This window comes from Bradyrhizobium sp. SZCCHNS3002, assembly GCF_032377435.1.
Taxonomy (GTDB): Bacteria; Pseudomonadota; Alphaproteobacteria; order Rhizobiales; family Xanthobacteraceae; genus Bradyrhizobium.
Genome location: NZ_JAUHHY010000014.1, coordinates 191270 through 203025 on the forward strand (window position 1 = coordinate 191270; position 11756 = coordinate 203025).

At 65.1% G+C, this 11756-nt stretch carries 13 protein-coding genes; 7 read left to right on the forward strand and 6 right to left on the reverse strand.

The annotated features are described in order from the left end of the window. Positions 1–287: 287 nt before the first annotated feature. Positions 288–1508, forward strand: coding sequence for a L,D-transpeptidase (locus QW845_RS26805; protein ID WP_315804514.1), 1221 nt, complete (start codon positions 288–290; stop codon positions 1506–1508). A gap of 80 nt (positions 1509–1588) precedes the next feature. Here the strand turns inward: QW845_RS26805 and QW845_RS26810 are convergent, their stop codons facing one another. Continuing rightward, a complete protein-coding gene (locus QW845_RS26810; protein ID WP_315804515.1) occupies positions 1589–2551 on the reverse strand; it encodes a D-2-hydroxyacid dehydrogenase family protein in 963 nt (320 codons plus the stop codon). Between the two features lie 124 nt (positions 2552–2675). After that, positions 2676–2894 carry a hypothetical protein gene (locus tag QW845_RS26815; protein ID WP_315804516.1) on the reverse strand — a complete coding sequence of 73 codons (219 nt, stop codon included), beginning with the start codon at positions 2892–2894 and terminating at the stop codon, positions 2676–2678. A gap of 304 nt (positions 2895–3198) precedes the next feature. On the opposite strand from QW845_RS26815, the gene ettA reads away from it, so the two are divergent. The 3 genes from ettA (at position 3199) to QW845_RS26830 (ending at position 6895) form a co-directional block, all read left to right on the forward strand. Continuing rightward, the gene (ettA, locus tag QW845_RS26820; protein WP_315804535.1) at positions 3199–4848 is read left to right on the forward strand and encodes an energy-dependent translational throttle protein EttA; all 1650 of its coding nucleotides are present in this window, start codon (positions 3199–3201) and stop codon (positions 4846–4848) included. Between the two features lie 145 nt (positions 4849–4993). Beyond that, on the forward strand, positions 4994–5575 hold the full coding sequence (locus QW845_RS26825; RefSeq protein ID WP_315804517.1) for a TIGR00645 family protein: 582 nt from the start codon (positions 4994–4996) through the stop codon (positions 5573–5575). A gap of 72 nt (positions 5576–5647) precedes the next feature. Next, a complete protein-coding gene (locus QW845_RS26830) occupies positions 5648–6895 on the forward strand; it encodes a lytic murein transglycosylase (protein WP_315804518.1) in 1248 nt (415 codons plus the stop codon). A gap of 82 nt (positions 6896–6977) precedes the next feature. Here QW845_RS26830 and QW845_RS26835 read toward each other — a convergent pair whose 3' ends face one another. Next, positions 6978–7259: a hypothetical protein gene (locus tag QW845_RS26835; protein WP_315804519.1), complete on the reverse strand. Its 282-nt coding sequence runs from the start codon at positions 7257–7259 to the stop codon at positions 6978–6980. Positions 7260–7473: 214 nt separating this feature from the next. Then, positions 7474–7794, reverse strand: coding sequence for a hypothetical protein (locus QW845_RS26840; protein ID WP_315804520.1), 321 nt, complete (start codon positions 7792–7794; stop codon positions 7474–7476). A gap of 169 nt (positions 7795–7963) precedes the next feature. Between QW845_RS26840 and QW845_RS26845 the strand changes: the two genes are divergently transcribed. The 3 genes from QW845_RS26845 to bfr all read left to right on the forward strand — a co-directional run bounded on the left by QW845_RS26845 (position 7964) and on the right by bfr (position 9311). Beyond that, a complete protein-coding gene (locus QW845_RS26845) occupies positions 7964–8233 on the forward strand; it encodes a hypothetical protein (RefSeq protein ID WP_315804521.1) in 270 nt (89 codons plus the stop codon). 187 nt (positions 8234–8420) lie between these two features. Then, positions 8421–8705 carry a bacterioferritin-associated ferredoxin gene (locus QW845_RS26850; RefSeq protein ID WP_315804522.1) on the forward strand — a complete coding sequence of 95 codons (285 nt, stop codon included), beginning with the start codon at positions 8421–8423 and terminating at the stop codon, positions 8703–8705. 120 nt (positions 8706–8825) lie between these two features. After that, complete coding sequence (bfr, locus tag QW845_RS26855) at positions 8826–9311, forward strand: bacterioferritin (RefSeq protein WP_315717837.1); 486 nt, start codon at positions 8826–8828, stop codon at positions 9309–9311. A 100-nt stretch (positions 9312–9411) separates the two neighbouring features. Here bfr and QW845_RS26860 read toward each other — a convergent pair whose 3' ends face one another. Both QW845_RS26860 and QW845_RS26865 read right to left on the reverse strand, forming a co-directional pair. Then, positions 9412–9723: a DUF3240 family protein gene (locus tag QW845_RS26860; protein WP_315804523.1), complete on the reverse strand. Its 312-nt coding sequence runs from the start codon at positions 9721–9723 to the stop codon at positions 9412–9414. Then, on the reverse strand, positions 9720–11756 hold a 2037-nt coding region (locus tag QW845_RS26865; protein WP_315804524.1), incomplete at its 5' end, for an efflux RND transporter permease subunit. The genes QW845_RS26865 and QW845_RS26860, both read right to left, overlap by 4 nt.

The window sequence follows — 11756 nt, forward strand, 5'->3', positions numbered from 1 at the left end:
TGCCGCGTTCGCGACGAGGCCGGCTTCTGCCGTGCATCGCGAATCAGGCTCAGGTCAGAATACCGGAAGTGTTCCCGCCCGCTCGGCAAATCACGGCATCCATGGGGCCTGCGGGGGCTCCGCCGCACTTTTTCAGCGGCGTGAGACTTCCGTGCAACGACGGAGACATGATCACAAATTGCCGAAGTCGGGCCGCTCAGGCCGGAATTGTCTTGAATGCGCCGCTATCTTCGGCCATCTGGCACAGCAAAGGTCCCAATCGGCGGCTTGGGGATACTGCAAGGGCGATGATGATCAGACAAATCCTGACGGTTTGCGCGGTCGCGGCAGCGGGCGTGACGGCAACTTCGTTTGCCGAGGCACAGCAGGTCTATCAGACCGCGCCTGGAGCGTACTCACCGGCGCCGACGCCTTACCCGGCCGATGCGCGCGGCCAGGGGCAGGATTTTGACGCGCTCGACGATGAGAATGCGCCTGGCAATTCCGCGGCGTTGCCGCCGCCCGGCCCGGTGATCTCGCCGGACGATCCGCGCTACGGTCGTCCAGCCAATGCGCCGGTTTATGGTGCTGCGGCTCCGACCGGTCCCATCCTTTCTCCCGACGATCCTCGTTATGGACGTCCGGCCGGTGCGACGGTCTACGGAGCCGCTCCGACCGGCCCGGTGATGTCCCCGGATGATCCGCGCTATGGCCGCCCGGCTGGTCCGCCCCCGGTAATCTACGGTGATCGTCCTGCCTCCAGCCAGCAGGCCTATGGTGGCGCCAGCGCGCCCGGTGGCGACGCAGGCGCGCCGCGGCCGCCCGGCGCCGTCGGTGGCGCTCCGGCCGTCGCGGGCGCGGCACAGGCCCCGGCCGCCGGAGATCGGCCGATGACGGTGGCAGCTCTGCCGCCCGAGGAACAACCCGATGCGGCGCCGGCGCCGCTGCCGCCGAACCTGCGCCGCCAGGAGGTCGACTTCGTCACCAAGGAGCCGCCGGGAACGATCGTCGTCGATACGCCCAACACCTACCTCTATCTGGTGCTCGGCAACGGCCGGGCGATGCGCTACGGCGTCCGTGTCGGCCGCGAAGGCTTCACCTGGACCGGCGTGCAGAAGATCACCAAGAAGACCGAGTGGCCGGACTGGTATCCGCCGAGCGAGATGATCGAGCGGCAGCCCTATCTGCCGCGCTTCATGGCCGGCGGTCCCGGCAATCCGCTCGGTGCCCGCGCGATGTATCTCGGCTCGACCGTGTACCGCATCCACGGCACCAACCAGCCGTCGACGATTGGCAAGTTCGTGTCGTCGGGCTGCATCGGCATGCTGAACGACGACGTCGCCGACCTGTTCGACCGGGTCAAGGTCGGCACCCGTGTGGTCGTGATGCCGGGCGGTGCGCCTCCAGGTTCCAGCAAGAACATGGCTGCTGCCGCGGCCCCGGCGCCCGTCCAGGCCCAGGCGACCGTGCCGGCGGCTGGCCAGCCCGCCAACATGCAGCCGCTGCCGCCGCCGGTGACGATCCGCTGAGGCGGGCGCGTGCGAGCTGATCACGTTGAAAACACCCTCCTCGGAGGGTGTTTTGCTGTGAGGGCCGCTCTCGTCTGCTTTTAAGCCAGCCGGCGCGGCGGCTCGGCCCCTGCGAGCCAGGTGGCGATGCAATCGACCATCTGGCCGTAATGGGCGCGAAAACTCTCCTCGGTGACGTAGCCGAGATGTGGTGTGAGCACGACGTTGCCGAGCCCGCGCAGCGGATGGGTGACCGGCAGCGGTTCCACCGAGAACACGTCGAGCCCGGCACCGGCGATGCGCTGGTCGCGGAGCGCCTGCAGCAGCGCGGCCTCGTCGACGATCGGCGCGCGCGAGGTGTTGACGAGATAGGCGGTCGGCTTCATGCGCGCGATGTCGGCCGCGCCCACCAGCCCGCGTGAGCGATCGCTGAGCACGACGTGGACGGTGATGACATCGGCGGCGGTGAACAGCTTCTCCTTGGTCGCGTAGCCTACTCCCGCCGCCTCGCAGCGTTCGGGCGTCAAATTGGGACTCCAGGCGATCACGTTCATGCCGAACGCCTTGCCGAGCTCTGCGACCTTGGTGCCGAGCTTGCCCAGCCCGATTACGCCCAGCGTCTTGCCCTCGATCTCCACGCCGCCCAGCGCCTGCCAGGGCTCCCCGGCGTGCATGCGCGCGTTCTCCTGGCCGATCCTGCGCGTCAGCTCCAGGATCAGGCCCATGGTGAGCGGTGCGGTGGGGTCACGGCCATATTGCGTGCCGCAGACGACGACGCTGCGTGCCTTGGCGGCCTCCATGTCGATGGCGGCGTTGCGCATGCCCGAGGTGATCAGGAGCTTCAGCTTCGGCAATCGCTCGATCAGGGAGCGGGGCAATGGCGTCCGCTCGCGCATCGCGCAGATGATGTCGGCATCGGCGAGCGCGCTGGCGGCCGCTTCCTCGTTGCCGAACGGCTGTGTGAAAGCCGTCACATCCACCCTGTCGGCCAGCCGGGGCCAGTCGGCTAATGAGAGGGCTGTATCGTAATAGTCGTCGAGGATCGCACAGCGCAGCCGTGTCATCGGCAGGGTCCATTCATCGGGGGACGGCGGCAATGGTGAATGCCGTCAGGAATGGAGCCATGCTTGCGCGCAACGGGCTGGTTGCGCAAGGCATCGTGACGCTCTTACGCGGACCCAGGCGACGTCAATCGAGGCGGGACTTCAGCCGGAACGCGGCGTCATGGCCGTACTTGGCGCGCCAGGCGGGGCCGGGGCCGCGCATGTAGTGCAATTCTGGCCGGTACGGGTTGAAGGCGCGCGCGACGAATTCGCGCCAGAAGCCGCGGATGTCGTCCGCGATCCCGGATCGGTCTTTGCGGTGTGCCGCCGAAGCGGGCAGGGAGGCTGACGTGAAGGCTGCCATGACGGGCTCTCGCTGTTGTCGGTCGCGGCTTTTGCCGCTTGGGCACGCGGGTCTTGCGGGCCGAGACCGAGTGTCCCGCCGAATTAATTAAAAGATGGTTGCAATTGTCGTGATCGGCCGCACACAAGGTGCCGGACCCGTAATCGTCCGTGGACGGCAGGCCGGGCCGGCGCGAAGTTTGACCGGGATTCTCCCGGCATTTGTTCCGGCCGAGACCGGCTCGCCGGTTGCCCTTTGGGGACCGCGCGGTTACATCAGCGGCAACCATTTTCCGAAAATTCCGGCAGGCTTCAAGGGACACGCGATGGCGCGCCAGTTCGTCTACTTCATGCAGGGTCTGTCCAAGACCTACCCGACCCGCAAGGTGCTCGATAACATTCACCTGTCGTTCTATCCGGACGCCAAGATCGGTGTGCTCGGCGTCAACGGCTCGGGCAAATCGACCCTGCTCAAGATCATGGCCGGCATCGACAAGGACTATACCGGCGAGGCCTGGGTGGCCGAGGGTGCCCGCGTCGGCTATCTCGAGCAGGAGCCGCAGCTCGATCCGAAGCTCACGGTGCGCGAGAACGTCATGCTCGGCGTCGGCAAGCAGAAGGCGATCCTCGATCGCTACAACGAGCTGGCGATGAACTACTCGGAAGAGACCGCCGACGAGATGACCAAGCTGCAGGACGAGATCGAGGCGCAGGGCCTTTGGGATCTCGACAGCAAGGTCGACCAGGCGATGGATGCGCTGCGCTGTCCGCCCGACGATGCCGACGTCACCAAGCTGTCCGGCGGCGAGCGTCGCCGCGTCGCCTTGTGCAAGCTGCTGCTCGACCAGCCCGAGCTGCTGCTGCTGGACGAACCGACCAACCATCTCGACGCTGAATCGGTGTCCTGGCTCGAAGGTCACCTGCGCAATTATCCGGGCGCGATCCTGATCGTGACCCACGATCGCTACTTCCTCGACAACGTCACCAGCTGGATCCTGGAGCTCGATCGCGGCAGGGGCATCCCCTACGAGGGCAACTATTCGTCCTGGCTGCAGCAGAAGCAGAAGCGGCTGGAGCAGGAGGGCCGCGAGGATGCCGCGCATCAGCGCACTTTGGCGCGTGAGCAGGAGTGGATCGCGGCGTCGCCGAAGGCCCGCCAGGCGAAGTCCAAGGCGCGCTACCAGCGCTATGAGGAGCTGCTCAAGAAGGCCAGCGAGAAGCAGACCCAGACCGCGCAGATCATCATTCCCGTCGCCGAGCGGCTCGGACAGAATGTGGTCGATTTCGACGGGCTGTCCAAGAGCTTCGGCGATCGCGTGCTGATCGACAACCTCACCTTCAAACTGCCGCCGGGCGGCATCGTCGGCGTGATCGGTCCGAACGGCGCCGGCAAGACCACGTTGTTCCGCATGATCACGGGACAAGAGAAGCCGGATGCCGGCACCATCACCATCGGTGAGACCGTGCATCTCGGCTATGTCGACCAGTCGCGCGACGCTCTCGACGGCAACAAGACGGTATGGGAGGAGATCTCCGGCGGCAACGAGCTGATCCTGCTCGGCAAGAAGGAAGTCAACTCGCGCGGCTATTGCTCGGCGTTCAACTTCAAGGGCGCCGACCAGCAGAAGAAGGTCGGGGCACTCTCGGGCGGTGAGCGCAATCGCGTGCATCTCGCCAAGATGCTGAAGTCGGGCGCCAACGTGCTGCTGCTCGACGAGCCGACCAACGATCTCGACGTCGACACCTTGCGCGCCCTCGAAGAGGCCTTGGAGGATTTCGCCGGCTGCGCCGTCATCATCAGTCACGACCGCTGGTTCCTCGACCGTATCGCGACCCACATGCTGGCCTTCGAGGGCGACAGCCACGTCGAATGGTTCGAAGGCAATTTCCAGGACTACGAGAAGGACAAGATGCGCCGTCTCGGCCAGGACAGCGTGATCCCGCACCGGGTCAAGTACAAGAAGCTGACGCGCTGATCTCAGGACATCGCGAGGCGCGACGCTGTCTTCGTTCCGGGACAAAGCGTCGCGCCCAGGCTGCGGCCAGTTGTCGCTTCCATGTGCGACGTGATTGCGTAGATAGTCGTTCCGCAATCCCATCCAGCCGCGAGAAAATCCCATCATGTCTTCCCCCGACGCGACCCTGTCCTCCAAGGGCGGAGCGCTGCGCCCCATACCCATGCTGATCTTCGGCTCGCGCTGGCTGCAGCTGCCGCTCTATGTCGGGCTGATCATCGCGCAGGGCGTCTATGTCGTGCTCTTCCTCAAAGAGCTCTGGCACCTGTTCGCCCACGCCTTCGATTTCTCAGAGCAGCAGATCATGCTCGCGGTGCTCGGCCTGATCGACGTGGTCATGATCTCGAACCTGCTCGTGATGGTGATCGTCGGCGGCTACGAGACCTTCGTGTCGCGGCTCAATCTGCAGGGCCATCCGGACGAGCCGGAATGGCTCAGCCACGTCAATGCCAGCGTGCTGAAGATCAAGCTCGCCATGGCGATCATCGGCATCTCGTCGATCCATCTGCTGCGCACCTTCATCGAAGCCGGCGCGCTGTCGTCAGGCAAGTCGAACTACACCGAGACCGGCGTGATGTGGCAGACCATCATTCACACGGTCTTCATTCTCTCCGCCATCGGAATCGCCGTCGTCGACAAATTGTCGAATGCCGCGATCGAGGAGGCGAAGCAGGCGGCGGGGCATTGAGCGGAAGAGTCGAGTTCCGGCGCATGGCCTGCTGACGTTCACAAGCGCCGCGAGCCATGCTAACCCTATTGCATGGCTCGGCAGTTGCTCTTCGGTTTGCGCAGGCTCGTCCTGATTGGTGTGGCGCTCTGCATCCTCGGCGATGGCCAGGCGAGCGCCGCCGACGGCGACTTCACCCAATTCGTGGCTTCGCTCTGGCCCGAGGCCAAGGAGCAGGGCGTTTCGCGCGCGACGTTCGATGCCGAGACGCGCGAGCTCGAGCCCGACTACAAGCTTCCCGACCTGCTGCTGCCAGGCCGTCCGGCAACAGGCGCTCCGGCGCAGGCCGAGTTCGTGCAGGTGCCGGCCGACTACATCAAGGAAGCCTCGATCGCGCGGCTCGCCGCGTATGGCCAGAAGCTGATCCAGCAATATCGTCCCGCGCTCGCCGAGATCGAGCGCCGCTTCGGCGTTCCGGGACCTGTCGTGCTCGCCATCTGGGGCCGCGAGACCGATTTCGGCCGCTACGCGCTGCCCTACGATGCGCTGCGCGTGCTGGCGACGCAGGCCTATGTCGGTCGCCGCAAGGACCAGTACCGCACCGAATTCATCATGGCGCTGAAGATGCTGAGCGACGGCGTGGTGTCGCGCCGCGATCTCAGGGCGTCATGGGGCGGGGCGGTCGGGCTCACACAGTTCCTGCCGTCGGAGTACTACAAGCACGGTGTCGATCTCGATGGCGACGGCAAGGTCGATCTCTGGCATTCGGTGCCGGACGCGCTGGGCTCGGCGGCGCTGCAGCTTGCGAACAAGGGCTGGCAGCGCGGCGTGCGCTGGGCCTACGAGGTCAAGCCGCCGGCAAATGTGGACTGCGCGATCGGCGTGCCGGAGGTGAAGAAGCCGATCGGCGAATGGCTGCGCGCGGGCTTCGTGCCGGTGCGCGGCCAGCGGTTGAGTGCTGCCGAGCAGCAGCAGCCGGCGTCGCTGCTGCAGCCCGAGGGCATCTATGGTCCGGCGTTCCTGACGACGGCGAACTACTTCGTCATCAAGGAATACAATTTCTCCGATCTCTACGTGCTGTTCGTCGGTCACCTCGCGGATCGCATGACGAGCCCGGCCCCGTTCGCGACACCATGGTCGGCGTCGAAGCAGCTTCGGAGCAAGGACGTCGAGGCGATGCAGAAGGGCCTGATGCGGCTCGGTCTCTACGGCGATAAGCTGGACGGCAAGGCCGGCATGCAGACCCGTGCCGCACTCGGCGTATTTCAGAAGAAGGCGGGCCTGAAGGTCGACTGCTGGCCGAGCGAATCAGTGCTGCAGGCGATCGACGCCGCGCGCTGATCGAGTGAAATCAGCCGAGCAGGCGGGCAGCAAAAAGCCCGGCCGCAGGGCCGGGCTTGTTGCGAGCTATGCGTCGTCGGGATCAGTAGCAGACGCGAACCGGGCGGGACACCCAGCCATAACCGTCCCAATAGCGCTCACGACGCCACACGCACGGCGGCGGGCCCGGCGGAGGGGCTTCGACGTAGACCGGACCGCCATAGGCCGGACGGCTGGACGCGATCGCGCCGCCGAGCAGGGCGCCGCCGATCAGGCCGGCAGCCACGCCGGCACCGACGTCGCCGGCCTTGGCGGCCGGTGCCGTCATGCTCAGCGAACCGGCGATGGTCGCAACCGCAAGCACTGCGGTCAGGATCTTCTTCATGTTCCGAGATCTCCTGGAAGGCGCCCTCGCGAGCGCCGGGTTGGTGATTCACGCACGATCAGGGCCGTCAGCGTCGCGAGAAAACACGACAATCCGTCAACCCTTCGTAAACTCTGTCCGACCTGATGCGACGGAAAAACGGTTTTTTCTGGCCGTGTCAGCCGCCGTTCTCGAAATTCCGGTGCAAGGTCATGGAATTAATGAAGGTGAACGATCACTCGCAAACCCGGACGCGGCGAATCCGCCAGCCGTAGCCGTCCCAGAAGCGCTGGCGCTGCCAATAGCAGGCGTAGCCAGGATCGGCGATGTAGGCAGGCCCGCCGTAATAGGAGTAGCCCGGCCCGTAAGAATATCCGGGCCCATAATAATAGGGATTGCTGCCCGCAGCGATGGCGCCACCGATGAGGGCGCCGCCGAGCAGGCCGGCAGCGACGCCAGCGGCGACACGACCATTGCGCGCTTCAGCAGGAGCAGGGGCCAGCGCTGCGGTCGACAGCGTCGCGACGGCGGCCAGAGCCGCAAGAGTCTTCTTCATGACCTTAACCTCTCTCACTCCAGGTCGGCGGATCGCGCATCAGGCGATACGGCAGGTTCACACATCCCGCTTGAATGATCAATGAACGGGCGCGTCCCATTGGACGACCCATCTCCGGGATACGTTCAATGCTGCATTGCACAAAAGTCGCCGCCGGTCAGGAGCAGGCATGACCCCCGTGATGACGATCGTCGTGGCCATCGGATTGACCTCGGCCGCCTGCTACGCGCTGCTGGTTCGCGCCGGCCGCCGGCCCCACCACCGCCGCTCGTCCGCGGACAGCACCAGCGTCGATTCCGATGGGGCGTCCAGCTCCAGTCAGGGGAGCGGTGTCGCAAGTTGGTTTTCCAATACCTCGTCGGACGTGATGGGAAACCCGATCGACGGCGGAGGTGACAGTGGCGACGGTGGTGGAGGGGACGGTGGTGGGGGCGACTGAGTTGCAGCGGCTTGATCGCCGCCCGCCCATATTCGGCGGCAACTTTGATCTGCGGCAAGCTCGTATAGTTGGAGGCATTCTAGATTGATCGGGAAATTGGAATAGCTTCAAAAGCGCCGTTTTCCCTTTGCGCGGGTAGCTGTGGATGACTATCGATACCTGACCAAGGACGATTGGCCGGTTTCTCATGATTGTTTGTTCCTGCAACGTCATCAGCGATCACGACATCCGCAACGCGGTAAAGTCCGCGGACGAACTGCCGCGGAACCCGAAGCAGGTCTACGGTTGCCTGGGGTGCAGCGCGGAATGCGGCCGCTGTGCGCGCACGATCAAGACGATCATCGACGAGGCGCTGGGTCCCTGTGCCCGCGCCTGCCAGGCCGGCTGTCAGCACGGCCACCATCATGGGACGACGCCGGCGAAGGCGATCGATGACGACCTTCAGAGCCGTTTCGCGCTTGCTGCCTGCTGACAGGCATTGCACTCGGTCGCGTCGTTCTCCGCCCGAAAAATGCACATGAACGGGGGTCGTCTCCGCACTTCGAACCTGTTATTGAGCGCCTGCGGCCTCTAACTTTTTCGGAGCTTATCCATGCAGGGCGACCCCAAGGTCATCGAATATCTCAACAAGGGATTGCGCAGCGAGCTGACTGCCATCAACCAATATTGGCTGCACTATCGCCTGTTGAACAATTGGGGCCTTCTCGACATGGCGAAGGTCTGGCGCAAGGAATCCATCGAGGAGATGGAGCACGCCGACAAGTTCACCGACCGCATTCTCTTCCTCGACGGCTTCCCCAACATGCAGGTGCTCGATCCGCTGCGCATCGGCCAGAACGTCAAGGAGATCATCGAATGCGATCTCGCCGCCGAGATCGGTGCGCGGACGCTGTATCAGGAGGCCGCCACCTATTGCCACGGCGTCAAGGACTACGTGTCGCGCGACCTTTTCGAGCAACTGATGAAGGACGAGGAGCATCACATCGATTTCCTCGAGACCCAGCTCGACCTCATCAACCGCATCGGGCTCGAGCTCTACACGCAGAAGCACGTCGGCGGCCTCGAGAGCGAGCACTGACGGCGGCGGCGAGGGTGCAGTCCGCTTCGGAACGGGGCGATTCAGGGCTGGTGTTTCAAGCCTTGAATCGACCGCCTTCGACCTTCGACCTCGGGCGTGCCTACTGGATGATGCCGAAGGCGGTGACAGGCACGACCCAATAGACGAGCTGCGTTCCCGCAAACGCGCTCCTGAGCCGCTCCAGTAGCCGCTCGAGATCCTCTTCCGGCAACACGATCCGCACGACGACCTCGTCGGCATGTCCTTTCACCCGCTCTGCGGCGCTCCGCAGCCGGACGCGCGCGCCGTGTCCGGCCGCTTCCGAGGCGGTGAAGCCCGTCACGAGATCGGTCTGCTCGCTCAGATGGTCGAGCACCTCGCTGTGAAGCGCATCCGGCACGATCAGGGTCAGGCAGACGGCTTGGCTGCTCATGTCGCTTCCTTCGCAGCGGCGCCGTAGCGGCGATACAGGATCGGCAGCAGGATCAGCGTCAGCAGCGTGGACGACAGCAGGCCGCCGATCACGACGATCGCGAGCGGACGCTGGACCTCCGATCCGGGTCCCGACGCAAACAGCAGCGGGATCAATCCCAGCGCCGTGATGCTCGCCGTCATCAGCACGGGCCGCAGCCTGCGCTTGGCGCCTTCGACCACGATGCGCCGCTCGGGGACCCCGTGAGCGCGCAATTGGTTGAAATGAGACACCAGCACGACACCGTTGAGCACGGCGATTCCGAGCAGGGCGATGAAGCCGACCGAGGCCGGGACGGACAGGTACTCGCCACTCAAGACCAGCGCGAACACGCCGCCGATCAGCGCAAAGGGAATGTTGACGAGGACGAGCAGGGCCTGGCGCACCGAGCCGAACGTGGTGAAGAGCAGCACGAAGATCAAGCCGATCGCGACCGGCACCACGACGGACAGACGCGCGGCCGCACGCTGCTGGTTCTCGAACTGCCCGCCCCATGTCAGCCGATAGCCGGACGGCAGCGGCAGCTCGGTTGCGACCCTTTGCTGGGCCGCCTGGACGAAGCCGACCATGTCGCGGCCGCGGACATTGCTGCGAACCACGCTCATGCGGTTGCCGTCCTCCCGGTCGATCTTCACCGGGCCGTCGACGCGCTGGATGCGTGCGACCTGAGAGAGTGCGACATGCTGGCCGGACGCAAGCGTCAGCGGCAATGCCGCCAGCATCGTGGGCGCCTGCCGCGTGGCCTCGCTGCCGCGGACCAGGATCGGCGTCCGGCGTCCCTCCTCGAGCGCGGTGCCGATCGTCCGGCCTTCGATCTGCGTGCGCAGGGAGGCCGAGATCGAGTCCACCGTGAGCCCGAGGCGGCCCGCCTCCATGCGGTTGACGGCGATCGTGTAGTACTGCGCGCCTTCGTTGAGCGTCGTGTAGACGTCCTGGGCGCCGTCGATGTCGGACATGATCGCCGACAGCTTGGCTGCGATCTCGTTGAGCTTGGTGATGTCCGGGCCGAAGATCTTCACCGCGACGTCGCCGCGCACGCCGCTGATCATCTCCTGCACGCGCATGTCGATCGGCTGCGTGAAGCTGAGCGAGACGCCGGGAAAGCCGGTCAGGACCTCGCGAAGCTTCTCGAGCAGGGCATCCCGATCGCTGGTCTGCCTCTGGTCCGCCGGCTTGAGCACCAGGAACGTGTCGGTCTGATTGGGGCCCATCGGATCGAGCCCGAGCTCGTCGGAGCCGGTGCGCGCGATGATGCCGGCGACGTCGGGCACCTTCATCAGGGCCGCCTGCAGCCGGGCATTGATGGCGAGGGACTCGTCGAGATTGACGGACGGCAGCGTCTCCACGCTGACGATGACGTCGCCTTCGTCCATCGTCGGCATGAAGGTCTTGCCCAGCTGGGTGTAGCCATATCCTGCGGCAACGAGGCCGACCAGCGCCGCTATGATCACCTTGCGCTCGTTCCCGAGCGCCCAGTCGAGCGCGGGTGCATAGACGCGCTGCGCTGCGCGGATCAGCAATGGATCGTCATGCGACGCGGATGTGAGCACGAAGGATGTTGCGACCGGAAGCACCGTCAGCGCCAGCAGCAGCGACGCGGCCAGGGCGAAGATGATCGCCAGCGCGACCGGAATGAAGAGCTTGCCCTCCAGCCCCTGCAAGGTCAGCAGCGGAACGAACACGATGATGATGATCAGGACGCCCGAGGCGACCGGCTGCAGGACCTCGCAGACGGAGCGGTAGACGATGTGGATCAGCGGCGTGGTGCTTGCGTGATCGTGCTTGGCGAGATTGCCGACGATGTTCTCGACCACCACGACCAGCGCGTCGATCAGCATGCCGATTGCGATCGCAAGGCCGCCGAGACTCATCAGGTTGGCGGACATGCCGACAGCCCGCATCACGATCAGCGCCATTACGATCGCGAGCGGCAGGCTGAGCGCAATCACCAGCGAGGCGCGCCAATTGCCGAGGAACAGCAGCAGCAGCACGAC

What these genes read in the sequence shown, in the direction of transcription:
- QW845_RS26815 (WP_315804516.1), bottom strand. Translation starts at nt 2,894, where the DNA reads ATGGCAGCCTTCACGTCAGCCTCCCTGCCCGCTTCGGCGGCACACCGC.
- QW845_RS26860 (WP_315804523.1), bottom strand. Translation starts at nt 9,723, where the DNA reads ATGAGCAGCCAAGCCGTCTGCCTGACCCTGATCGTGCCGGATGCGCTT.
- QW845_RS26810 (WP_315804515.1), bottom strand. Translation starts at nt 2,551, where the DNA reads ATGACACGGCTGCGCTGTGCGATCCTCGACGACTATTACGATACAGCC.
- bfr (WP_315717837.1), top strand. Translation starts at nt 8,826, where the DNA reads ATGCAGGGCGACCCCAAGGTCATCGAATATCTCAACAAGGGATTGCGC.
- QW845_RS26835 (WP_315804519.1), bottom strand. Translation starts at nt 7,259, where the DNA reads ATGAAGAAGATCCTGACCGCAGTGCTTGCGGTTGCGACCATCGCCGGT.
- QW845_RS26830 (WP_315804518.1), top strand. Translation starts at nt 5,648, where the DNA reads ATGGCTCGGCAGTTGCTCTTCGGTTTGCGCAGGCTCGTCCTGATTGGT.
- QW845_RS26825 (WP_315804517.1), top strand. Translation starts at nt 4,994, where the DNA reads ATGTCTTCCCCCGACGCGACCCTGTCCTCCAAGGGCGGAGCGCTGCGC.
- ettA (WP_315804535.1), top strand. Translation starts at nt 3,199, where the DNA reads ATGGCGCGCCAGTTCGTCTACTTCATGCAGGGTCTGTCCAAGACCTAC.
- QW845_RS26850 (WP_315804522.1), top strand. Translation starts at nt 8,421, where the DNA reads ATGATTGTTTGTTCCTGCAACGTCATCAGCGATCACGACATCCGCAAC.
- QW845_RS26840 (WP_315804520.1), bottom strand. Translation starts at nt 7,794, where the DNA reads ATGAAGAAGACTCTTGCGGCTCTGGCCGCCGTCGCGACGCTGTCGACC.
- QW845_RS26845 (WP_315804521.1), top strand. Translation starts at nt 7,964, where the DNA reads ATGACCCCCGTGATGACGATCGTCGTGGCCATCGGATTGACCTCGGCC.
- QW845_RS26805 (WP_315804514.1), top strand. Translation starts at nt 288, where the DNA reads ATGATGATCAGACAAATCCTGACGGTTTGCGCGGTCGCGGCAGCGGGC.